Here is an 18990-nt window from a genome sequence, read left to right on the forward strand (position 1 = left end):
GTCAGGCGGCGGGCAGGTCGAGTTCAGGGCGGCCGGCCGGCGCGGACCGCTTGGTGCGGCGGGTGCCGGTCTGGACCGCGACCGACAGTCGGAGGTAGACGCGAACGTGCCCGGCCAGCTCGGTGGGGTGGAGATCGCCGATCTGCAGCCAGGTACCGAGCGGGGCGAGCGCGTCGCGGATGGCGGCCAGGTCGGCTTTCGTTCCGTGGAGCCAGATTTCGGTGCCGAGCGTCGCCACGGCTACCGCCCCGTAACGGCGTCCGGCCGCAGACGCGTTTGGCGGGTGCCGCAGTACCGGCACCACCGGTTCTGATGGCCTGGCGCGTCCCAGCGGCGGGCCCATCCGGTCCACTGGTGTGCGCTGATGCGGCACACCTCGGCCCGGACGCAGTCCGGGCACCGCGCGGTTCGTCCGTCGCGGGTGAACTGCCAGCCTTCGCGTTCGCCGGAGTCGATGGCGGCCTCGACGGTCGGGAAGTGGCTCCCCTCGTCGTCCTCACCGATGTAGGCGAGGCAGTCGGGGGTATCGCAGGACACGACCAGACAGGTGTGGGTGCTGATGCTCATCGGTTCTCCTCACGAGGTGTCGGTGTGGTGGGTGATCAGGCGGCCGATGTGTTCGGCGACGGCGGGTACGTGTTCATCGGACGCGCGGGGCCGGCCGCGCCGGCGCGGGACGGGCGGGCCGGCCACCGAACGGTCGGCCGCCGCGGATGGGCACTCGCCCGCGCACGGTGGCGCCGGCGGGTCGGCGGGTGGCGCCGTGGGCGGTGTCGACGCGGCGCCCGACCGGCGGGGCGCTGTACCCGTGCGGCACGTACCACCACGCCACGCCGGCGCCGTACCGGTCGCATCGGCGGTCGTCGACGCGCCGGTGGGTGTGCCGGTCGATGCAGACCCGGGCGTAGTCGTCACCGGCGTTGCAGGCGACGACGCCGGCCAGGACGGAGGCGCCGAGTACGGCGGCGAGCAGGGTTCGGATGGTCACGGCGGCCTCCGTCATCGGTTGGCGTCGGCGCGGAGTCGGCGGAAGTGGTTGATGACGCGGCGGCCGGTACGCAGCCGGGCGCCGGTGCCCTTGCAGCGGCGGCAGCGCCGCCAGGCGCGGCCGGACGGGGCGTGGAAGCGGCCGAGTCCCTTGCACTTGCGGCAGTTGGCGAACGGCCAGACCGCGCAGGAGGCGAGGTAGCCGCCGACGATCAGGGCGACGACGGCGGCGATGCACAGCCAGGCCAGCGCGGAGGACGCCGCGCTGCCTGCGGTAGCGGCGAGGTGGGTCATGAGCGGCCTTCCAGGGCGGTTTTGAGGGCGTGAAGGGTCCGCGCCGCTACCCGCTACCGCGGATATAGGCGCTGATCAGGGGCTATGTAGGCGGTAGCGTGGGCCGGTAGCGCAGCCGCTACCTGTTGCGGCGGCTGCGCTACCGGATTCGGGCCGTCAGCTACCGGTCTGGCGGCGTTCCGCGGCGGCACCCAGGTGCGCCAGGTACGCGCCGCGCGGCCTCGCGTCGGCGTCGGGCAGGCTCTTGTCCCGGCCCGGCTTGGACGGCACCTTGAGCTTGCGCAGCTCGGCGGAGACCGCGTCGGCGTTGGTGTTGGCGTAGTGCTCCGGGATCTGCTCGGCGAGCCGGGCGGCGAGGGTCTGCCAGGACAGGAACGTCTCGCCGGTCAGGTACACGCTGGCCGCGTCGGCGAGCACGTCGCGCAGGTCGCGGGTTAGGTCCTCACCGGCGGCCTGCCCGGACAGCGTGCCGGCGGCCTGCCGGTGCTTGCGGGCGGCGGTCAGGATCTTCTCCGCGTCGGCGTGATCGGCCAGGTAGGTGCGGGTGATCGGGGTGTCGTCCGACGCCCCGTACAGGATCCCGACGCCGCGGTACTTCTCCCCGGCCGGCAGCGACGACGCGTCGAACCCCTCGGAGTAGGCGTCACCGCCGAGGACCGCGTCGGACACGACCCGGTTGCCGCACTTGAGCGCGAACCGGACCGCGTGGTTGTCCCGGTACCGGTTGAAGAGCCGCTGCACGTCACCGGCACCCACACCGGACGGCTTCTGCGACGACGACAGCAGGATCACCCCGGCCGACGGGCCGACCGCCTGGATGTAGGCCAGCAGGCTGGCGATCTCCTTGTTGACCTCCTGGTCCTCGGTCTCGAAGTACGCCTGGAACTCCTCCATGACCAGCAGCCACACCCGCAGCTCCGGGTACTTGCGGGTCAGCTCCCGGGTCAGCTTGCCCTCGGGGCACTCGTCCACCGGCAGCTTGGACAGCAGGTCGTTGACCTGCTGGATGTGCGCCTTGACCTCCCGCAACGCCTCCAGCAGGTGGCCGAGCGGGTCGTCGTCGCGGGAGTTCGGGACGGTGCCGAAGATGATCCGGTGCGCGACCAGCCGGAACTTGTCCCAGTCGGCCGACATCTTCCCGTCGGCGATGATGATCCGCACGTACGGATCCAGCGCCGCGTACAGGGCCAGCAGCCGCGCGGAGAACGTCTTGCCCTTGCGCGGCTGCGCACCGACCAGCACCGAAATCCACATCATCAGCAGCGACACCTTCCGGCCCCGCTCATCCAGACCGAACGGCGCCGGCTGCCAAATGTCGGTCGGCTTGCCCGACAGCAGCGGCGTACGGCCGGCCGCCACCGCCAGCGGATCCCGGTCGGCCACGAACAGCTTGTGCCGCCGGTTGCTGGACTCGTCGGCGGTGAGAAACACCTGGTTGAGCGACACGTCCAACCCCGACGCCAGCGATCCCTTGTTCTTCACCACGTCGGCGAACGTCTTGCCCCACGGCAGATCCACCACCACCTCGGAGCCCTGCCCCAGCGGATCACGGGCCATGCCGGGCGGCGGGAACGCCACCTGCGCATCCTTCTTGTCGGGGTTGTGCAGCCCCGCCGCCTGGTACGCGCGCAGGATCACGTCGTAGTTCAGCTTCCGGTACCGCGGCGTCAGCACCGCCGGCGTGGTGATCGACCGGCCCGCACCGCGCCCGGTCCGGGCCAGCACCGGCCCGGCAACCGCGGTGGCCAGCATGTTCGCCCACCACGGCGCCGCCATCGCCATGAACGCGCCCGCGGCACCCACGGCCAGCAACTCCCCGCCGAGCACGACGCCGCGCCAGGCACGGACCCGGCGGGCCTCCCGGTGCAGCTTGTGCCACGTGTCCGGGTCGTTGTTGTCCCCGGCCGCGCGACGCAACGCCTCGGACTCCGACAGCCACCACCAGCGGCCCTGCTTCGCGGCGATGACGAACACGCCCTTCACCGCGAAAAACGAGCCCACCGCCAGGTACAGCGGGGAACGCAGCCCGTGGTATCGGACCTGGTGCCACCAGCGGCCCACCGTGGTCTTGACGTGCGCGCGGAACGCCGCCACCGACCGCAGGGCCGGCGGCAGGATCGGCATCCGGGTTTCCACACCCAGCGCCGTCGGGGCGGTGAACTCCGGCGCCAGCACCGCCCGCGGCGCCGACTCCGGCTCCGGATCCAGCGCCACCTCGTACGACGTGGCCGCCGGTGACACCGGCGCCGCGTCCTCCTTCGGGTCAGTGGTACGGGACAGGTCGGCCAGCGCCGCGTCCCAGTCCCGCTCACGGTCCTCGCTTGACATGATGGGGTGACCTCTTCCTGCCGATGACGTGGGTTGAAGGGGGCCGGGACACGGCCGCGGTTTCTCAGGCCATGGGGCCGTGTCCCGGGCGTAACTACTCGGTGCGGACCAGGTGGGCCAGCGCGGCGCCCATGCCGAGTACGGCGACGGGCAGGCACGCGACGGCGGTGACGATCGGCCACGGGGCGTGCGTGACGTGGTTGGCGGCCAGCAGGTGGTAGGTGACCTGGCCGAGCGCGCCGGTGACCAGCGACGCGAACGCCGACCACTTCGCGAACCTGCGGGCCCGGGGCGGGATGTTGCCCGACAGCCACACCCACAGCGCGTACGCGGCGTAGACCTCGACGCCGATCGGCAGCGTGATCGCGGTGTTCAGGGTCGCCTCGTCCCAGATGCCCGGCAGCGGGTGCACCACCCCGAAGCCGGCCATGCCGCCGAGCGACACCCAGCCGGACCAGATCGCCACCAGCGCCGGCATCGTCAGCGCGATCACCGGCCACGTGGAGACCCGCCGCGGCGTGCCGTTGGCCGGCTCCGGGGCCGGGTCGGGGTTCGGCGGCGTGGCCGGCTCCGTACCGGTGTCCACCTCGGCCGAGGCATCCGGCGCCGCGGTCGGCTCGGCCGGCTCCGGCGGCGTCTCGGGCGCCGGGACAGTGTCGTCCGGCGCCGGCTTCGGGGCGGTGTCGTGGGTCGGCTCCGAAGCCGGCTGCGACGCCGTGTCCGGCGCGTCGTCGGACACGGCGTTATCCGGCCCGGCCGTGGCCGACTCCCCGTCGCCACTGGCGGCGTCGGTGTCGTTGGTGTCGGCGGGGACGAGGTGAAGGTCGGGGCGGTGTAGCGCGGCCAGGACCTCCCGGGCCTTCGGCTGACCGATGCGCAGCCGGCGGCACAGGTCGTTCTGGGACGGGATCGCGCCCTGCTCCTCGGCCAGGGTGCGGGCCTCGGCGAGCAACTCGTCCATCGGGCGCGGGTACGCCGACTTCGGCTTCGGCCGTCGCATCCGGCGCTTCGGCGGTGCGGTCGCGGTCGTGGTCATGTCTACCCTCCAAAGAAGTAGTTGGCGATGCCGTTGAGCGTCGAGCGGAGACCGTCCACCACGCTGTGCGCCGCGTGGGCGAGTCCGCCGTCGGACCCGGCGATCACCACACCCAGCAGCAGCCCCACGACCACCGCGAGCGCGGCGCGCCAGTTCTTGTAGGCCAAGGCGACTGCGGTGATCAGCAGTCCGAGTCCGAACAGGGCCAGGCTCATGGCGCTACCTCCGTTCCTTCACGGGGCGCACACCCAGCAGCGGCAAGACGTGGACCATGTACCACTCGCCTTCGCACGTGTCGGCGCCGTCGCTGGTGGGAAAGCTGACTTCCTTGCCGATCCAGCCGCACTCGCACGCGGCGACGTACGACCAGACCTTCTCGGTGGCGCGGCCCCGTACCAGTCGGCCGCCCGCGATCTGCTGGGCGACGTAGCCCTGATGGCCCGGGATCCTCGGCGCTACCCGCTGGCCCATCACGCCACCTGCCCGCCGGTCGTGTCGGTCACGGTGACGGTGCGGGTCACGGCCACCGTGCTGGCACGGTGGCGCCGCAGGCGCCGCCAGGCGCTCCCTGCGCCGAATGACACCGGGAACCAGACCGAGACGTACTCGCCATCGGTTCGGACCGCGGCGACGCGGGCGGAAAGCGTGTCGCCCCAACCGATCGGGACCTCAACCAGGTCGCCGGGGCGTACCTGCGTGACCGGGACCGTCTGCCGCTGCTCGGTCGTGTGCGACCACACCGTCACCCGCATCACGCCACCTCCAGCACAGTGCTGGCGTGGCGGGAGGCAACGTCACGTGCCAGGCGCATGATCGCGGCCGGCCCGGGGTCGCTGAACTCGCCACGCCACCAGGTGTCGGGAGTGCCGTCGGGCAGGCCGAACATCCGGTACAGCTCGGCGAACGTGGGCACATTGACCAGCCGGAACTCTCCGCCGAAGTGTCTGCGTTCGGCCTCGGCTTCCCGCCAGTGCCGGGCACCGTGCACATCCAGCAGCAACCCATCCGGGGTGATCACGGCGGCATGCACCCACGACCACGCGCCGGTCGCATAGCTCTGTTCTAGGACCCCGAACGGCCAGCCCGTGATCTCGTGCAGCGCGCACGCCAGCAGGTGGCACAGGCCCCAGGAGAACGCCTCCCGCACGTCGTCATCGACCACTCCCGGCCGCAGCACCACGCTGCGCAGCCCACGGCGCTGCGTTGGGCGATTCTCGAAGTCCAGACGGACCGCGGCACCAGTAATCAACTCCACGCCCATCACGCCACCTGCCACGTGATACGGGGCAGCGCCCCGTAGACCGCGACGTGCACCCCGTCGATGGCGGGGCGGGGGCAGGGGACCCCGTAGTGCACCCCCGAACCGGCCGAGTAGCTGTTGGCCGGCAGGTCGAAGGCGTCGGCCAGGCTGTCGACCGCCGCCACCACCGCGGCGTTGTCGTCGGAGCCGCGGACCTGCAAGTCCAGCGACACCACGACCGGCGCTGGCAACGGCGTGTCCGGGTCGGAGGGGCCGGCCAGCTCGATCCGGTCGGCGATCGCCCGAAGTGCCGCGGCGATCTCGGGCCTGTGGGTGAAGGTGTCCATCACGCGACCTGCTTCCTGTCGGACGGGCGGTGCGGGGTGGTGGGCTGCGTGGCGCGGTAGATCCGCCACGCGGTGAACAGCGCGCGTTCGGCGGCCCGCAGGCGCCGCCAGGTCAGTTCGGTGGCACCGGCCAGCACGGCGATCTCCGCGTCGACCAGCGCCACCTCCGCGTCGATGACCGGTTCCTCGGCCTGGAGCGCGGCCATCTCGTCCGCGGTCGGCCCCTCCAGCTCCTCCAGCTTCTCCAGCGACGGACCCTCGTCCGGGTCGGTGTTGTCGTTCACGTGAACCTCACTTCTGCTCGATCGGTTGGCAGTGCAGGGAAGAAGGGGGGCCGGGGCATGGCTGCCGTTCTCAGGCCATGGGGCCGATGCCCCGGCGCGTACCGGCGCCGTACAGGGCGCCTCGTGCCCGCCTCGGACTCGAACCGAGGTGTCTGCCGGTCGGGCGGATGTGGCCGTTAGCGCAGGCGGCGACGCAACTGGGCGACGAGGGTGTCGGCGGCGCCCTGAAGCACGGCGGTCTCGAACGCCTTCGCTTCCTTGGCGTGGCCTTCCCGGCGCATCTGTGCGATGACCGCGGCGATGCCGTCGATGTCGTGGCGCATCATCGCGGCCCTGATCTGCTCCCACTTGGCCTGCTGGTACGTGTTCACGCGGAGCGCTCCTTGGTCTCTGAGGTGTGTCAGGCGATGCCGAGTGCGGCGGTGCCCAGTCCGGTGCGCAGGTAGACGCCGCGGCGGCGGTTGCGTTCGGCGCGGATGCCGGCGTGGAGCTGTTCGAGGCCGTGCCCGGACTTCACGGCGTTGCCGACGATGTCGGCCAGGTCGAGCAGGTCCCGGTCGGTGAGGATCCCGATCCGGCTGCGGACGGTGGTGTCCAGCCGGGCCGACGCCGCGGGCCGGCCCGCGGTGGTGTTCCGCTGCATGTGTGCCTCCGTACGGTCGTGGCGCCAGCCCTGCTGTGCCGGTGCCGTCGTGCCCGCCCACGGCTCGAACGTGGGTGCCTGCCGGCCGGGCAGTGGCTGGTCAGCGACCGCGTTCACGTCGCTTGACGGCCTTCAACGCCTCTTCCGCGCGGCACACGGCGTCGTTGAGGTCGTTGAACTCCGGGGTCTCGTGGCGGATCCCGGCCTTCTTGTCGCGCTTGCCCTTGTCCTCCAGCGCCTTGTACGCGGCGTCGAGACGGGCCTCGGCGGCCTTGCGCTCCGGGCTCTTGTTGAACAGGCCCACGGTGTTCCTCCGTCGGTCGGTGGCGCCGCGTCTCGGCGCCGTCGTGCCCTTCCCGGGCTCGAACCGGGGGTGCCTGCCAGTTGGGCGACCGTGCGTGTGCGGCTACTTGCGGGCCTTCTTGCGGCACGTGGAGCAGGACACGCTGTCGGCGCTGAGGAACTCGTCCGACGACCAGGCGAGCTTCGTGCCGCACAGCGCGCGTAGCCCGCTGCTGTCGGCGATGTGGACGGTGTTGCCGCTGTACTCCTTGCCGGCCATCACGCGCTTCACAGGGAAACCTCCAACTCGTGGCTGTCCTGTGTGGACAGTCGTGCCCGTCCCCGGGCTCGAACCGGGGTGCCTGCCAGTCGGGCGACCGCCGGCCGTGCGCGGCTCCTGCCTACCCATGCCTCGGGCTTGAACCGAGGTGCCTGCCGGTCGGGTGATCGAGGGTTCGCGCTGTGCCTGCGTGCCCGCCCCGGGCTCGAACCGGGGTGCCTGCCAGTCGGGCTCCTTGACCTGGGGGTCAGCGGCGGTACCAGGGCAGCTTCCGGGCGGCGTCCTTGTTGGCCCGCAGGTACTCGGCGTCGGGCTTGTCGCGGGTCGGAAGCTTGTCCAGCGCCGCTTTCGCTGCCTTGTACTCGCGCACCGCCGCCGGGTCGGCCTTGTCGAACAGCCCCATGACGGGGACCTCCATCCGTACGGGCACCGGCGAATCCGGCGCCTCGTGCCCGCCCACGGCTCGAACGTGGGTGCCGGCCAGCCGGGCGGGTGTGTCAGCGGATGACTTCGCGGTGAAGGTGCGCACCGCGGTGCCCGGCGGGCTTGTCGCACCGCTTCCCGCAGCACTCGGTGCGCTGTCCGCAGGGGCCGCCTACCTGGATGACGCCGGACAGGTTGCCGGCCTGGATGCCGACCACGCCGCCGTTGCTGATGTTCGTGACGTTGCCCATTCGCTTGTCTCCTACCGACAGGGCGCCGAGCGGACCTCGACGCCTCGTGCCCGCCCCGGGCTCGAACCGGGGTGCCAGCCAGTCGGGCGTTGGGGCCGGGTTACCGGGTGTTGCGCACGGCGCGGGCCAGCCGCGCGGCGGCGGCTCGCTCGTCGCGCTTCGCCGCTTCTCGCTTGACCGGATCCCGCTCTACCGCCTGACGCCGGTCGGACGCGGCGTTGAGTTCGCGGGTGAGTCGCTGAACGGTCAAGTCATCGCCGGCAAGCACTCGCTGTCTCCCTTCACCTCGGCACCGGACAGCCCGGCGCCGTCGTGCCCGCCCACGGCTCGAACGTGGGTGCCTGCCAGCCGGGCGGTGTGCGTCAGTGGTGTGTGACGCCCATGTAGATGGCGAAGGCGAGAGCGGCGAAGCTCGCCACGATGCCGAGCAGGTACGCGCCGGATCCGCGCATGGCTGACCTCCTGGGTCGGGTGGGTTGGTTGGTGTGCGTGCCCGCCCACGGCTCGAACGTGGGTGCCTGCCAGCCGGGCGGTGGCGCGGTGACGGTTACTGGCGCCAGCCGACGAGACGGCCCATGTCGGCGATGACCTTCTGGTAGAAGGCCCGCTGTTTCGGGGTGAGCTTGTTGCCGTGCTCGGCCAACTCCCGCGTGGCCATGTCGACCAGTCGGATACGCGCGTCGTACTTCTGGGCCGGGGTCCGCTCGTCGGCGGCGGCCTCGTTGCGGGTGGCCACGGGTGGCCTCCTTCGATGGATGGGGAAACGGCGCCGGTGAGTCCGGCGCCTCGTGCCCGCCCACGGCTCGAACGTGGGTGCCGGCCAGCCGGGCAGCCTTGCGGGGGAAGGGAAAGCGGGGTCAGCAGTGGGAGCCGTGCGGGTAGCACTGCTGGCACCAGCGGACCTGCTTGGCGTGCGCGTGCCCGACCGACGTACGCGCCGCGCTACGGGCGCTGCGGGCGTGGTTGCTGTCGGGCCGGTGCGCGATGCCGTCGACCAGGACGGTGTCGTCGGTGTTGGACAGCCGCTGTTCCAGGACGGTGGCCATCAGAACTTCATGGACCGCATCTGCTTCGGGGACATGCCCCGCAGCTGCTGCATGCCCTTGTGGAAGTCGCCGCCGCCGAGCGCGGTGACGGTGTGCATGAAGTCCTCCACCGACACCGACGAGTGGGTGCGGCGGTTGTACTCCCCGGCCACCTTGTCGGCCGCCTCCGCCATCCAGGCGGTCACCTTGTGCTTGTCCATCAGCGCGCGGCCGAGGCGTCGCAGCAGGGGCTTGTTCTGTGCCATGATCGAGGCACCTCTCTCCTGAGAAGGGGTAAGGGGTGCCGGCCCGATCCCGTTGCTTTCCAGGGCTTTCAGGGATCGGGCCGGTCCGTGCCCGCCCCGGACTCGAACCGGGGTGTCAGCCAGCCGGGCAGTTGTGTGCGGCCCTCGGTTGGGCGGAGCGGGCGGACAAGTCGTGCGGCCGGACACGTCAACGGCCGAACACCCGCGCGCCACCCCTAGGCCGCGTGCTTCCGGAGAAGAAGCGCAGAGATCGTCTGCGTGCCTCCGGGTAGTCGCTGTGCAGTTCTCAAACTTCGTTTGCGCGCGGCAGATCAGGGGCGTGCGCCTCCGGCGCCTTCCCCTCAGTGCTGTCGCTGCTTGTTGTCCCGATGCGCTCCTCGGCGACCGGAACAAGAAGCAAGTTACAGGTGTTCTAGAACACCTGTCAATAGGGTCGACCAAGGTCGACGTTTGCGCAGGTCAAGGCGCAAGCTAGGATGTGTTCTAGAACGCGAGCAACGACCGTGGGAGTTGGGGATGGCCCCTCAGATCAGCAGAACGCCGCCGCCGTACATGCAGGTCGCCCAGTCCATTCGGGACCAGATCGCGTCCGGTCAGCTCAAGGACGGGGATCGGATCCCCTCGGCTCGGGCGATCGCGAAGGAGTGGAACGTCTCGCACGCCACCGCCGCCAAGGTGCTCACGCAGCTTCAGTCCGAAGGCCTCGTACGCGGGGTGCAGGGGAGCGGCACCGTCGTGTGTGCCGGCGAGAACAGCCACGAGACCGCTCGGGATCGGGTGACCTCGATCAAGCGGACGGGCCGGATCTACCCGCAGGGCCAGCAGGCACGCATCGTCGCCGCCGACCTGGTGTCCGCGCCCGACCAGGTGGCGAGCGCGCTGGGTGTGTCGGTGGGTGCGCCGGTGATTCGGCGCCAGCGCGTGACGTACCGCGGGGACGAGGCGGTATCCACGTCGGTGAGTTGGTTCGATGGCTCGCTGGCGAAGGCTGCTCCGCTGTTGCTGCGGGCGGAACGTCTCCCGCAGGGAACGCCGATGTACATCCAGGAATCCACCGGCCGCGAGGGCGTATCTGGCCGCGACCAGGTGGCGGCGCGCGCGGCCACCGACGAGGATGCCGAGGTGCTTGGCGTGCCGGCCGGATCCCCCGTGCGGTGCGGCCGGAACTGGGTCTACGACACTGACGGTGGAGTCATCGAGTACGGCGAGAGCGTGTCACTGCCCGAGCGGTGGGCGTCGTACGACTACAAGATCGAGCGGGAGCAGAACGCGTGAAGCACGTCTACAGCGGGAAGATCCGCGACCTCTACCAGGACGACAACGGCGACCTGATCCTCGTCGCCTCCGACAAGGTCTCGGTGTACGACGTGGTGCTGCCCACGCCGATCCCGGACAAGGGCAAGCTGCTGACACAGCTGTCGCTGTGGTGGTTCGAGCAGCTCGCCGATGTGGTGCCCAACCACGTCATCTCCAGCACCGACGTACCCGCCGAGTGGGCAGGTCGCGCCGTGCGGTGCCGGCCGTTGAAGATGCTGACGGTCGAGTGCATCGCCCGCGGCTACCTGGCCGGTCTGGGGCTCAAGGAGTACGAGAAGCAGGGGTCGGTGTCGGGCGTCGCGCTGCCGGCCGGCCTGGTCGAGGGATCCAAGCTGCCCGAGCCGATCTTCACGCCGACCACGAAGGCGACCGAGGGGCATGACGAGTTCATCACCTTCGATGAGGTGGTCAGTGAGTTCGGCGCCGACATGACCACGCGGCTGCGTGACCTGACGTTGGAGATCTACAGCCGTGGCGCGGCGGTCGCCCGTGAGCGCGGCATCATCATCGCGGACACTAAGGTCGAGTTCGGTATCGACGCCGAGGGTCGCGTGGTCCTGGCCGACGAGGTACTCACCTCCGACTCGTCCCGCTTCTGGGCCGTTGACGAGTGGGAGCCGGGACGCCCCGGCGGTCAGCGGGCGATGGACAAGCAGTTCGTACGCGACTGGTCCTCGACCCTGACCGACTGGGACCGCACGTACCCCGGGCCGGAGATCCCGGCCGACATCGTCGCCGCCACCCGTGCCCGCTACGTCGAGGCGTACGAGCGGATCACCGGCAACACATGGGAGTCCTGATGTCCGAGCCCACGACCCAGATCTACGACCCCAAGGCACTGCTCGCCGACCTGGCCGGCTTCATGCAGGCGTGGGGGCTCACGTTCGTACCTGAGCGCGAGCACCTCGGGTTGGTCGGTGCCGCGCGCATGCTCGAAGCGTTCGATGTGAACCCTGGGCCAGTCGACGAAGACATCCCGACCCTGGAAGCGGCGCCGCGATCCTCCGTCTTCAACCAAGAAGAGCTGATCGCCGACCTGATCCGCGAGGTACGGAACTGGGCGGAGCAGCGTGGCTTCTCACCGCGCGAGGTCAAGCCCATTGACGCCGTACACAGCGCAGGGCTACTGCTCACCGCGTACCGGTAGTCCCCCGCAGCGCCCTCGTCACCTGAATTGCCCCCCGTCGCCCGGTTTACTGGAGCGGCGGGGGCATCTGCCGGCCATCTGTCACTCTGTCACTCTGTCACTCCCGTACGGTGCTATCCGAGGGTGTGACGAGGACAGGCAACGCGGACCCCGGCGGCGAATGCGCGGTGACGTGAGCGAGTCAGGCAGTGTTTTTGCAGGTCACGAGTGTGCTTCAACCGCTCTTGAAAACCGCTAGGGCGGTAACCCCGTCCTCGTGGGTTCGAATCCCACGCCCTCCGCCCCGCCAGCGCATCACGTGCGCTGAGCTGCGCAGACGTTCACCGGTCGATGGTGTGCGCGGTCGTTACCGCGGGGTCGACGGCGGCCACGTCCGGTACGGTGTCGGCCTCGCGTACGCCGAGCCGGCTGCCGAGTTCCTGCGCGGCCTGGTCGGCCAACTGTTGTCGCGCCTGGGATTCCGCGGTACGCAGCGCGGGCAGTCGTCGCCAGACGTCGGCCTGGTTCACCCGGGACTGCTGTCCGCTGGCGTGCGCCATCGTCGCGCTGCTCAGCATCGAGTTCGCGAGAACGATCTCGTTGACGACCTTGCGCCATTCAAGAAAGAGCGTGTGCACCGTTTCGGACCCGAAGGCGAGAATGCGCGCCTCGGCGCGGGCCTGGGCGGCGAGGCTGGGCAGCGGCGGCGGGGCCTCGCCGTACCGGATGAAGGGTCGGACGAGGGCGACCCACTGGCCGGTCTCGCTGGCCAGCGTCAGAAGCTCGACGTACGCGTCCGCGAGCCGGCGCTGTCTTCGTTCGGTTTCCGCCCTGTTCTTCGCCTGGTACTGGCTGAGCTTGATCGAACGCCAGGTGAAGTACATCGCGGCGAGTGCCACTGTGGCTGATGCGGCGGGGCTGACCCATTCCCATGCCATGCGGCCATTCTGCGACGGCCCGCGGCAGCATTCATCGACTTCGGCCCATCCCGTCACCGTCGTCCCACGTTGCGGGGAGCGGCGCCAGCGGGATCGGGTCGCGGGACGCCCACTCGTACCGGCGGCGGTCGCGAGGGAACGTGAGCGGAGCAGGTCCCGGACGCCACCACCAGTGGTCCCGGAGTTCCGTCGGGTCGGGGGTCATGTCGGGGCCGCCTCCGGGGCCGGGGTGAGGAGGGTGGCGAGGGACTCGCCCCGGTCGGTACGCCGGTAGAGGACGTGCCGGCCGGTGCGGGCGCCGACGACGACACCGGCGTCGCGGAGTACGGCGAGGTGGGCGGAGACGGTGCCGAGCGAGAGGCGCAGCGACCGGGCGAGCTGGGTACTGGTGGCCGGATGGTCGAGGGCGCGCAGGACGCGGGCGCGGCCCGGTCCGAGGAGGGTGGCGAGCGGGTCGCGGCCGGGCGGGTCGACGTCGGCGGCGGGCCCGCGTGCGGGGTAGACGAGGGCGTACCGCGGGGATCGCTCGCAGGTCCACCAGCCGCCGCCGCTGGTGTACGGGACGAAGATCAGGCCCTCGTCGGTGACCGTACGGTCCGGGTAGGTCTGGTCGGAGAAGCGGATCGCGTCGTCGCCGACCCAGGTCGGGCGGCGGGTCATGCCGGCCACCGCCTGCCGCCAGCCGTACGCGGCGAGCACGCCGGCGCGGTGCATCACGTCGCGTTCCAGTACGGCGCGGCGGCGGGGCCAGTCGGGCGCGACGAACCGGTCCCAGCCGTACCGGAGGGTGGTGGCGAGGCGTGGGGCGAGGCCGGATCCGGTCACCCAGCCGGTGTCCTGCGGCCGCCAGCTCGCGGCGACGGCCTCGGCGACCTCACCGCGTACGGCGGCGTCGGGGTGCGCCGCGACCTCGGCCAGCTCGTCCTCGATGCGGGTCGCCATCCCGCCGGTGGGCGGCGGGGTCACCGCGTCGGGCAGCCATTTCGTCGCCGCGACCAGCGACAGCAGTCCGGCCGCGACCGTGTCCCCGGCCAGCCATTCCGCGTACGCCGGGCGACGCTCCGCGTACCAGTCGGCGAGCCAGGGGTCGGGGTCGGGCCGGTGCAGGGTGATGAGCGCGCCGAGCGTCTCGGCGAGCGGGGACAGCGCGAACCGGCTGCGGGACAGCGCGGCCGGGCCGAGTCGGAGCAGAGTCATCGTTGCGCCTTTCGCCGCAACGATACCGAGCCGGCGGCCGGGCGGGGCACACTCCCGTCACCGCAGCTCACCGACGGAAGGACGACCGTGTCCGGGCTCGTGCCACACCTGCCGGACGGCTACCGGAGCCGACCAGCCACCGCCGCCGACGTACCCGGGATCCAGGCGCTCGTCGCCGCCGCCGAACGCGCCCTGCACGGCCGGGTCCAGACCGACACGGACACCGTCGCCGCCGACCTCGCCCGCCCCGGCCTCGACCCCACCACCGACACCCTCCTCGTGTACGACCGCGACGGGGTACTCGCCGGGCGTGCCTGGGTGAACCGCCGGTCCGAGGTCGACGTACACCCGGACCACCGCGGGCGCGGGCTCGGCGGAACGCTGCTCGACTGGGTCGACGCCCGCGCACGGGACGCCGGGGCCGGGCAGGTGGTGCAGACCGTGCCCGACGACGACGCGGCGGCCGTCGCGCTCGTCACGTCCCGCGGGTACGTGCCGATGGTGACCGCGTGGCTGCTCGGCATCGCGCTGCCCACCGAGCCCTCCGTACCCGAGGCGCCGGACGGCGTCACCGTGCGGCACTACCGCGACGGCGACGGGCCGGACGTACACCGGCTGACCGAGGACGCGTTCGACGAGTGGCAGCAACGTCGCAGGTCGTACGACGAGTGGGCGCTGACGACCGTCGCGCGCGAGACGTTCGCCCCGACCCTTTCGCCCCTCGCGTACGCCGGCACCGACCTGATCGGCGCCGTCCTCTCGCTCGACGTCCCGGACGACGACGAGGGGTACGTCGAACGCGTCGCCGTACGCAGGGACCACCGGAACCGCGGCGTCGCGCGACTGCTGCTGCGCCACGCGTTCCGCGACGTGTGGCGGACCGGCCGGCGCGGCTGCACCCTGTGGACCCACTCCGACACCGGCGCCCGCGCGCTCTACGAACGCGTCGGCATGACCGTCCGCCGCTCCGCCACCGTCTACCGCAGAACCCTTACCCCGTAAGCGATCCCGTACGGTGCGGGCGCGTACCGGGGGGTCGTACGCGCCCGCCGTGCCGCCCGGCCCCGAGCGATCGTTGGCGCGGGGCGACCGTTTCCGGTCGGCAACGATACGACGCCTAACCGGGGATCTTGTCCAGGAAGCCGTGGACCACGGTGATCCGGTCGCCGTCGAGTACGGCCACGTCGGAGCCCTCGACCACCGACTCTCCGCCACCCGCCGGCACCAGCTCCCACCGGAACCGCACGATCGTGTGGTGCGCGTCCACCGCCCCCAACAGCCGGAACTCCAGCCCCGCGAACTGCTGCTGCGCCCCACCGATCACCGCGTCGATCGCGTCGTGCCCGCGCACGTCCGCCAGCGGATCCAGGTACCCGCCGTCCTCCGCCCACAGCGCGCCGACCGCCGCCCGCCGCGCCACCGGGTCCGTCTCGTTCCACGCCGCGATGTACCGCTCGACGATGCCTGCCGCGTCGCTCATCTCGTACTCCTGAGGTGTCGTTTCCCTTGACACCACAGAGATTGCCAGCGCCGCGGCACCCGGTCGATGACCCCGGAGGTCATGCCCGCCCGTCGCGGGCGCGCGGTTCCGCGGGGGAGTCGGTTGCACCGGACCCGTTTCGTACCAACGGATTCAGGCGGCGACGGCGGCGGTGAGCTGACGCTCGGCGTCGTCCAGGCAGGTGCGGAGGGCGGAAGCGGCCGCGGTACGGTCGCCGCGTTCGAGGAGGGTGGCGATCTCGTCGTTGCGCTCCAGGTACGGCTCGTGGAAACGGCGCGGATCCGCGAGTACGTGGAGAGCCAGGCGCAGCTCGGCCAGCAGCCGCCGCATCAACTCGTCCAGGTGCGAACTGCCCGCCAGCGCCGTGATCGCCTGGTGGAAATGGAGATCCGCCGTGCCGACCGTGGCCCAGACACCGGCCTCGGCAGCCTGCTGACCCTCGCGTACGGCGGCGCGGACAACCGCGAGCGCGGCGCCGTCGTCCGACGCCCGCTCGACCGCCGCGCACTCCACGACCCGGCGCGCCGCGAAGATCTCCCCCAGATCGTGTACGTCGACAGTGCGCACCCGTACGCCCCGGTGCGTCTCATGTACGAGCAGGCGCTCGTGCACCAGCAGGCGCATCGCCTCGCGCAGGCTGTGCCGCGAGATGCGGAAACGCTTCGACAGCGACTCCTCCGGGAGACGCGTGCCCGGACCGTACGCGCCGTCGATGATCTCCTGGCGGAGCAGCGCCGTCATGGTCTCGACGACGGTCGGGCGGGGCAGATCACCGGCGAGACGCGCCGCGAACTGGTCGAACACGCTGCGGTCGATCGGCGACTCATAGCTACCTTGTTCAATTGTCACATTGTCCCCTTGTTCAACTGTTGAACAATATCCGGTCACCGAAAATACCCCACGTCCGCACGTACAGCGCAGACGCCCCAGAACGGCCGCTTCCTCGTCGCTGCTCAGTCGGTCGGTACGGTGCGGTCGGTCCCGTCGCCCCGTCGGCCCGGTGGGCCCGGTCGGCCCTGTCGGCGCGGTCGGTTCGGTTGGTCGGGGTCGGCCCGGTCGCCTCGGTTGGTTCGGTTGGTCGGGCTTGATCCCGGTTGGCCGGTCAGTTCTGGTCGGCCCGCCTGCCTGGTTGTCCGGTCGGCCCGACTGGCCCAGCAGGCCACGCCAGCAACGTCATCACTCCCCGGGATATGCGCCGCCTCAGCCGCTGCGCGACATGGTCGCGCCGGTGCGGCTGGCCCGCTGGTTCGAGCCGGTCACCGGTGAGCTGCGGCTGGGGCCGCACCAGGTGGAGGGCAACGCCACCGGCGAGGTGGCGGCGTGCGAGCCGCCGCGTACGCCGTGGGCGTACGAGCCGGTATGCACGGCCAACTCGTCGCAGGAACAGCGCGGTAGCCGCCAGCCGGGTGAGGCGTGACCGATGTCCGGGCGATCGCCGGTACGGGCAGCGGGCGGTACGGTGGTCGCCGGGAGGCGCCATGAAGCTGAAGCTGGACCTGCACGACATCTTCAACCGCGGTCAGGACATCGACCGCGCGCTCAACGGCATCATCCAGGAAGCCATCAGCAAGAAGGCGACCCTCGTCGAGATCATCCCCGGTAAGGGTTCCGGCCAGCTCAAGAAGCGCGTACTCCGCTTCCTCGACCGCCGTGACATCAAGCCCCTCTACCACCGCGTCGAGAAGGACTCCCGCAACTTCGGCCGCCTCTTCGTCCACTTCCGCCACAAGTGACCTCGGCCGTTTCGCCGGCCCAGGCCACGGCCGTTCTCCCGTACCTGACCAGCTAAAACGCCGGTCATCGATGGTCATCACTGGTCGTCGCGAGTCCCTGTAGGACGGCCCGGCCACGGCCCAGACGGCCCAGGGACGGCCCCGCTAGTCCACAGTGGACAGTTCGTTCTGCGCCCTCCGTCGGCATCTTCGGCGGAGGGCGCGGTGCTGTGCGCGTCCGGCCGGTATCGGGTCTCCTGCGGTGCGGCGGCCGGCCGTGGATGGCGACCACCAGCTTCCGGTGCCGAGGTGGCCCCGGGGTTGGGCCGGCTCGGCGTCGATCGCCCGGAAGCAGAGACCGGAGCGACCATGCAGGGCGATCGTCGGCCGCAACCCACATCGGGCTGGTGGTCCTGGCCCTCGTGCAGCTCGGTCGGGCGCCGGCTCGGCGGCGGCGCTCCGGCCCCGTAGGCGCCAGCCGAAGGGGCCGGACCTTACCGCCGTCGGGCCGGCGCCGCGCCGCGCTCGCGCGGCGCCTTGATCATGTAGAGAACAAATCGGCAATCCCTGTGAGCTGGACTCGTCGACGAGTCATGCGGTACGAACGCGTTTGAGTGCATCGACTTCGTCCGAGATTTGCGAGACTATCTCCGCGGTGGGCTCATGCTCCCAGAATCGCAGTACGGACCATCCAATGTCTGCCAGATGATGGGTCGTTTCGAGATCTCGAGAGGAGTTCCTGTCAAACTTCGATCTCCACCAGGCATCATTGTTGCGCGGAACCTGGCCATGAATTGGACAGCTATGCCAGAAGCAGCCATCCAAGAAGACGGCTAGCCTCATGCGGGGAAACCCAATATCCATCGTTCTTCGACTATAGCCCGGAACGCGCAAATGCACACGATAGCGGTATCCTCGAGCGTGGAGGAGTCTTCTCACCCGTAACTCGACCGAAGTGTTCTGCGTTGACTGCAGTCGCATGCGATCCGAGACGCCATCAGAGCTCGGCCCAGGTCGGCGATGGGCCTGTACTTTATCGTCCTCAATCCCGCTCATCGTCATGGCTTTCGTCTGAGCTGGGAGTGGTCGCTACCCAGAGACCGCCGCCGCGGTTCGCGGCGGTGCCTCTACGTTGAAGATACGAGAGACTCGCGCTAACGGCATCGAGAGTGACGATCTGGCCTGCGTCGGCCAGTTTTTCAGCGATAGCGTTGCGGTCCAACGGCGCGCTGGCTTCCCGGAGTACGCGGCGTACCTGCGGCGTGACACGATGACCCCGCTTGGGCGGGCGCCCGAGGCGGCGTGGCGACGGCTTAGTGGTAGGCGTGCCCGTCAGCCGCTCCAGAGCGAGAAGAAGGCCGTGCTCCTCATCTCTGAGGGCTTCAAGGTGCGAAACCGTCGAAGCGATTTCGCGACGCACCGACGCAAGCTGGTCCCGCAGGGCGTCTGCTCGCAGCTTGTATCCCACGCCCAGAAGCTAGCAAGACAGCGGCGGCGGCCCAACTTGACTTGA

General features: G+C 70.7%; 33 protein-coding genes. 6 read left to right on the forward strand and 27 right to left on the reverse strand.

Translation table 11 applies throughout. The features are described 5' to 3' along the window. Window position 1: 1 nt before the first annotated feature. The 21 genes from Aru02nite_RS24565 to Aru02nite_RS24665 form a co-directional block, all read right to left on the reverse strand. Complete coding sequence (locus tag Aru02nite_RS24565; RefSeq protein WP_203661689.1) at window positions 2-238, reverse strand: hypothetical protein; 237 nt, start codon at window positions 236-238, stop codon at window positions 2-4. Window positions 239-240: 2 nt separating this feature from the next. Next, window positions 241-567, reverse strand: a complete 327-nt coding sequence (locus tag Aru02nite_RS24570) for a hypothetical protein (RefSeq protein ID WP_203661691.1) — start codon at window positions 565-567, stop codon at window positions 241-243. Window positions 568-640: 73 nt separating this feature from the next. Further along, window positions 641-988 (reverse strand): hypothetical protein, encoded by a 348-nt coding sequence (locus Aru02nite_RS24575; RefSeq protein WP_203661693.1) that lies wholly within the window; start codon window positions 986-988, stop codon window positions 641-643. An 11-nt stretch (window positions 989-999) separates the two neighbouring features. Then, window positions 1000-1281: a hypothetical protein gene (locus Aru02nite_RS24580; RefSeq protein ID WP_239076926.1), complete on the reverse strand. Its 282-nt coding sequence runs from the start codon at window positions 1279-1281 to the stop codon at window positions 1000-1002. Between the two features lie 156 nt (window positions 1282-1437). Next, window positions 1438-3609: a cell division protein FtsK gene (locus Aru02nite_RS24585; RefSeq protein ID WP_203661695.1), complete on the reverse strand. Its 2172-nt coding sequence runs from the start codon at window positions 3607-3609 to the stop codon at window positions 1438-1440. Between the two features lie 94 nt (window positions 3610-3703). Continuing rightward, complete coding sequence (locus Aru02nite_RS24590; protein ID WP_203662003.1) at window positions 3704-4609, reverse strand: ABC transporter permease; 906 nt, start codon at window positions 4607-4609, stop codon at window positions 3704-3706. 38 nt (window positions 4610-4647) lie between these two features. Then, complete coding sequence (locus tag Aru02nite_RS24595; RefSeq protein ID WP_203661697.1) at window positions 4648-4860, reverse strand: hypothetical protein; 213 nt, start codon at window positions 4858-4860, stop codon at window positions 4648-4650. 4 nt (window positions 4861-4864) lie between these two features. Continuing rightward, window positions 4865-5116, reverse strand: a complete 252-nt coding sequence (locus tag Aru02nite_RS24600) for a hypothetical protein (protein WP_203661699.1) — start codon at window positions 5114-5116, stop codon at window positions 4865-4867. Next, entirely contained in the window at window positions 5116-5397 is a 282-nt protein-coding gene (locus Aru02nite_RS24605) for a hypothetical protein (RefSeq protein ID WP_203661701.1), read from the reverse strand. Before Aru02nite_RS24605 ends, Aru02nite_RS24600 begins: the two co-directional genes overlap by 1 nt. Further along, complete coding sequence (locus Aru02nite_RS24610; RefSeq protein WP_203661703.1) at window positions 5397-5906, reverse strand: hypothetical protein; 510 nt, start codon at window positions 5904-5906, stop codon at window positions 5397-5399. The genes Aru02nite_RS24605 and Aru02nite_RS24610 overlap by 1 nt, the downstream gene beginning before the upstream one ends. Continuing rightward, on the reverse strand, window positions 5906-6232 hold the full coding sequence (locus Aru02nite_RS24615; protein ID WP_203661705.1) for a hypothetical protein: 327 nt from the start codon (window positions 6230-6232) through the stop codon (window positions 5906-5908). The genes Aru02nite_RS24610 and Aru02nite_RS24615 overlap by 1 nt, the downstream gene beginning before the upstream one ends. Then, the gene (locus Aru02nite_RS24620; RefSeq protein ID WP_203661707.1) at window positions 6232-6516 is read right to left on the reverse strand and encodes a DUF6284 family protein; all 285 of its coding nucleotides are present in this window, start codon (window positions 6514-6516) and stop codon (window positions 6232-6234) included. The genes Aru02nite_RS24615 and Aru02nite_RS24620 overlap by 1 nt, the downstream gene beginning before the upstream one ends. A 176-nt stretch (window positions 6517-6692) precedes the next feature. Further along, window positions 6693-6887, reverse strand: a complete 195-nt coding sequence (locus Aru02nite_RS24625; RefSeq protein ID WP_203661709.1) for a hypothetical protein — start codon at window positions 6885-6887, stop codon at window positions 6693-6695. Between the two features lie 29 nt (window positions 6888-6916). Then, window positions 6917-7276 (reverse strand): hypothetical protein, encoded by a 360-nt coding sequence (locus Aru02nite_RS24630; RefSeq protein ID WP_203661711.1) that lies wholly within the window; start codon window positions 7274-7276, stop codon window positions 6917-6919. Then, a complete protein-coding gene (locus Aru02nite_RS24635) occupies window positions 7260-7463 on the reverse strand; it encodes a hypothetical protein (protein WP_203661713.1) in 204 nt (67 codons plus the stop codon). The genes Aru02nite_RS24630 and Aru02nite_RS24635 overlap by 17 nt, the downstream gene beginning before the upstream one ends. A 102-nt stretch (window positions 7464-7565) precedes the next feature. Then, window positions 7566-7733, reverse strand: a complete 168-nt coding sequence (locus Aru02nite_RS24640; protein ID WP_203661715.1) for a hypothetical protein — start codon at window positions 7731-7733, stop codon at window positions 7566-7568. Window positions 7734-7968: 235 nt separating this feature from the next. Next, window positions 7969-8181 (reverse strand): hypothetical protein, encoded by a 213-nt coding sequence (locus tag Aru02nite_RS24645; RefSeq protein WP_203661717.1) that lies wholly within the window; start codon window positions 8179-8181, stop codon window positions 7969-7971. A gap of 37 nt (window positions 8182-8218) precedes the next feature. Then, window positions 8219-8395, reverse strand: a complete 177-nt coding sequence (locus Aru02nite_RS24650; protein ID WP_203661719.1) for a hypothetical protein — start codon at window positions 8393-8395, stop codon at window positions 8219-8221. 547 nt (window positions 8396-8942) lie between these two features. Beyond that, complete coding sequence (locus tag Aru02nite_RS24655) at window positions 8943-9131, reverse strand: hypothetical protein (protein WP_203661721.1); 189 nt, start codon at window positions 9129-9131, stop codon at window positions 8943-8945. 121 nt (window positions 9132-9252) lie between these two features. Continuing rightward, window positions 9253-9441 carry a hypothetical protein gene (locus Aru02nite_RS24660; RefSeq protein WP_203661723.1) on the reverse strand — a complete coding sequence of 63 codons (189 nt, stop codon included), beginning with the start codon at window positions 9439-9441 and terminating at the stop codon, window positions 9253-9255. Beyond that, window positions 9441-9686 carry a hypothetical protein gene (locus Aru02nite_RS24665; RefSeq protein ID WP_203661725.1) on the reverse strand — a complete coding sequence of 82 codons (246 nt, stop codon included), beginning with the start codon at window positions 9684-9686 and terminating at the stop codon, window positions 9441-9443. Before Aru02nite_RS24665 ends, Aru02nite_RS24660 begins: the two co-directional genes overlap by 1 nt. Before the next feature lie 516 nt (window positions 9687-10202). On the opposite strand from Aru02nite_RS24665, the gene Aru02nite_RS24670 reads away from it, so the two are divergent. The 3 genes from Aru02nite_RS24670 to Aru02nite_RS24680 are packed head-to-tail and all read left to right on the forward strand — an operon-like array spanning window position 10203 to window position 12150. Then, window positions 10203-10961, forward strand: coding sequence for a GntR family transcriptional regulator (locus Aru02nite_RS24670; protein ID WP_203661727.1), 759 nt, complete (start codon window positions 10203-10205; stop codon window positions 10959-10961). Further along, a complete protein-coding gene (locus tag Aru02nite_RS24675; RefSeq protein ID WP_203661729.1) occupies window positions 10958-11803 on the forward strand; it encodes a phosphoribosylaminoimidazolesuccinocarboxamide synthase in 846 nt (281 codons plus the stop codon). The genes Aru02nite_RS24670 and Aru02nite_RS24675 overlap by 4 nt, the downstream gene beginning before the upstream one ends. Further along, a complete protein-coding gene (locus Aru02nite_RS24680; protein ID WP_203661731.1) occupies window positions 11803-12150 on the forward strand; it encodes a hypothetical protein in 348 nt (115 codons plus the stop codon). The genes Aru02nite_RS24675 and Aru02nite_RS24680 overlap by 1 nt, the downstream gene beginning before the upstream one ends. A 320-nt stretch (window positions 12151-12470) precedes the next feature. On the opposite strand, the gene Aru02nite_RS24685 is transcribed toward Aru02nite_RS24680, so the two are convergent. Next, complete coding sequence (locus Aru02nite_RS24685) at window positions 12471-13067, reverse strand: hypothetical protein (protein WP_203661733.1); 597 nt, start codon at window positions 13065-13067, stop codon at window positions 12471-12473. A gap of 201 nt (window positions 13068-13268) precedes the next feature. Continuing rightward, window positions 13269-14264, reverse strand: a complete 996-nt coding sequence (locus Aru02nite_RS24690) for a winged helix-turn-helix domain-containing protein (protein ID WP_203661735.1) — start codon at window positions 14262-14264, stop codon at window positions 13269-13271. 87 nt (window positions 14265-14351) lie between these two features. Here Aru02nite_RS24690 and Aru02nite_RS24695 point away from each other — a divergent pair, with 87 nt between their 5' ends. Continuing rightward, a complete protein-coding gene (locus Aru02nite_RS24695; protein ID WP_239076928.1) occupies window positions 14352-15266 on the forward strand; it encodes a GNAT family N-acetyltransferase in 915 nt (304 codons plus the stop codon). 115 nt (window positions 15267-15381) lie between these two features. Here the strand turns inward: Aru02nite_RS24695 and Aru02nite_RS24700 are convergent, their stop codons facing one another. Both Aru02nite_RS24700 and Aru02nite_RS24705 read right to left on the reverse strand, forming a co-directional pair. Beyond that, a complete protein-coding gene (locus Aru02nite_RS24700; RefSeq protein ID WP_203661737.1) occupies window positions 15382-15744 on the reverse strand; it encodes a nuclear transport factor 2 family protein in 363 nt (120 codons plus the stop codon). Window positions 15745-15897: 153 nt separating this feature from the next. Beyond that, the gene (locus tag Aru02nite_RS24705; protein WP_203661739.1) at window positions 15898-16614 is read right to left on the reverse strand and encodes a GntR family transcriptional regulator; all 717 of its coding nucleotides are present in this window, start codon (window positions 16612-16614) and stop codon (window positions 15898-15900) included. A 367-nt stretch (window positions 16615-16981) separates the two neighbouring features. On the opposite strand from Aru02nite_RS24705, the gene Aru02nite_RS24710 reads away from it, so the two are divergent. Continuing rightward, the gene (locus tag Aru02nite_RS24710) at window positions 16982-17182 is read left to right on the forward strand and encodes an SRPBCC family protein (protein WP_203661741.1); all 201 of its coding nucleotides are present in this window, start codon (window positions 16982-16984) and stop codon (window positions 17180-17182) included. Between the two features lie 61 nt (window positions 17183-17243). Next, a complete protein-coding gene (locus Aru02nite_RS24715) occupies window positions 17244-17498 on the forward strand; it encodes a Smr/MutS family protein (protein ID WP_203661743.1) in 255 nt (84 codons plus the stop codon). A gap of 570 nt (window positions 17499-18068) precedes the next feature. On the opposite strand, the gene Aru02nite_RS37630 is transcribed toward Aru02nite_RS24715, so the two are convergent. Together Aru02nite_RS37630 and Aru02nite_RS24725 are read right to left on the reverse strand one after the other, a co-directional pair. Continuing rightward, entirely contained in the window at window positions 18069-18539 is a 471-nt protein-coding gene (locus Aru02nite_RS37630; RefSeq protein ID WP_203661745.1) for a very short patch repair endonuclease, read from the reverse strand. After that, a complete protein-coding gene (locus tag Aru02nite_RS24725; RefSeq protein WP_203661747.1) occupies window positions 18520-18945 on the reverse strand; it encodes a hypothetical protein in 426 nt (141 codons plus the stop codon). Before Aru02nite_RS24725 ends, Aru02nite_RS37630 begins: the two co-directional genes overlap by 20 nt. Window positions 18946-18990: the final 45 nt, after the last annotated feature.

It is taken from the genome of Actinocatenispora rupis, assembly GCF_016861975.1.
Lineage (GTDB): Bacteria > Actinomycetota > Actinomycetes > Mycobacteriales > Micromonosporaceae > Actinocatenispora > Actinocatenispora rupis.

Bases quoted from the DNA above. Each gene is read 5' to 3' on its own strand.
- Aru02nite_RS24570 (WP_203661691.1), bottom strand. From the start codon at position 567: ATGAGCATCAGCACCCACACCTGTCTGGTCGTGTCCTGCGATACCCCC.
- Aru02nite_RS24580 (WP_239076926.1), bottom strand. From the start codon at position 1,281: ATGACCCACCTCGCCGCTACCGCAGGCAGCGCGGCGTCCTCCGCGCTG.
- Aru02nite_RS24585 (WP_203661695.1), bottom strand. From the start codon at position 3,609: ATGTCAAGCGAGGACCGTGAGCGGGACTGGGACGCGGCGCTGGCCGAC.
- Aru02nite_RS24590 (WP_203662003.1), bottom strand. From the start codon at position 4,609: ATGCGACGGCCGAAGCCGAAGTCGGCGTACCCGCGCCCGATGGACGAG.
- Aru02nite_RS24595 (WP_203661697.1), bottom strand. From the start codon at position 4,860: ATGAGCCTGGCCCTGTTCGGACTCGGACTGCTGATCACCGCAGTCGCC.
- Aru02nite_RS24600 (WP_203661699.1), bottom strand. From the start codon at position 5,116: ATGGGCCAGCGGGTAGCGCCGAGGATCCCGGGCCATCAGGGCTACGTC.
- Aru02nite_RS24605 (WP_203661701.1), bottom strand. From the start codon at position 5,397: ATGCGGGTGACGGTGTGGTCGCACACGACCGAGCAGCGGCAGACGGTC.
- Aru02nite_RS24610 (WP_203661703.1), bottom strand. From the start codon at position 5,906: ATGGGCGTGGAGTTGATTACTGGTGCCGCGGTCCGTCTGGACTTCGAG.
- Aru02nite_RS24615 (WP_203661705.1), bottom strand. From the start codon at position 6,232: ATGGACACCTTCACCCACAGGCCCGAGATCGCCGCGGCACTTCGGGCG.
- Aru02nite_RS24650 (WP_203661719.1), bottom strand. From the start codon at position 8,395: ATGGGCAACGTCACGAACATCAGCAACGGCGGCGTGGTCGGCATCCAG.
- Aru02nite_RS24660 (WP_203661723.1), bottom strand. From the start codon at position 9,441: ATGGCCACCGTCCTGGAACAGCGGCTGTCCAACACCGACGACACCGTC.
- Aru02nite_RS24665 (WP_203661725.1), bottom strand. From the start codon at position 9,686: ATGGCACAGAACAAGCCCCTGCTGCGACGCCTCGGCCGCGCGCTGATG.
- Aru02nite_RS24670 (WP_203661727.1), top strand. From the start codon at position 10,203: ATGGCCCCTCAGATCAGCAGAACGCCGCCGCCGTACATGCAGGTCGCC.
- Aru02nite_RS24680 (WP_203661731.1), top strand. From the start codon at position 11,803: ATGTCCGAGCCCACGACCCAGATCTACGACCCCAAGGCACTGCTCGCC.
- Aru02nite_RS24685 (WP_203661733.1), bottom strand. From the start codon at position 13,067: ATGGCATGGGAATGGGTCAGCCCCGCCGCATCAGCCACAGTGGCACTC.
- Aru02nite_RS24690 (WP_203661735.1), bottom strand. From the start codon at position 14,264: ATGACTCTGCTCCGACTCGGCCCGGCCGCGCTGTCCCGCAGCCGGTTC.
- Aru02nite_RS24700 (WP_203661737.1), bottom strand. From the start codon at position 15,744: ATGAGCGACGCGGCAGGCATCGTCGAGCGGTACATCGCGGCGTGGAAC.
- Aru02nite_RS24710 (WP_203661741.1), top strand. From the start codon at position 16,982: ATGGTCGCGCCGGTGCGGCTGGCCCGCTGGTTCGAGCCGGTCACCGGT.
- Aru02nite_RS24715 (WP_203661743.1), top strand. From the start codon at position 17,244: ATGAAGCTGAAGCTGGACCTGCACGACATCTTCAACCGCGGTCAGGAC.
- Aru02nite_RS37630 (WP_203661745.1), bottom strand. From the start codon at position 18,539: ATGACGATGAGCGGGATTGAGGACGATAAAGTACAGGCCCATCGCCGA.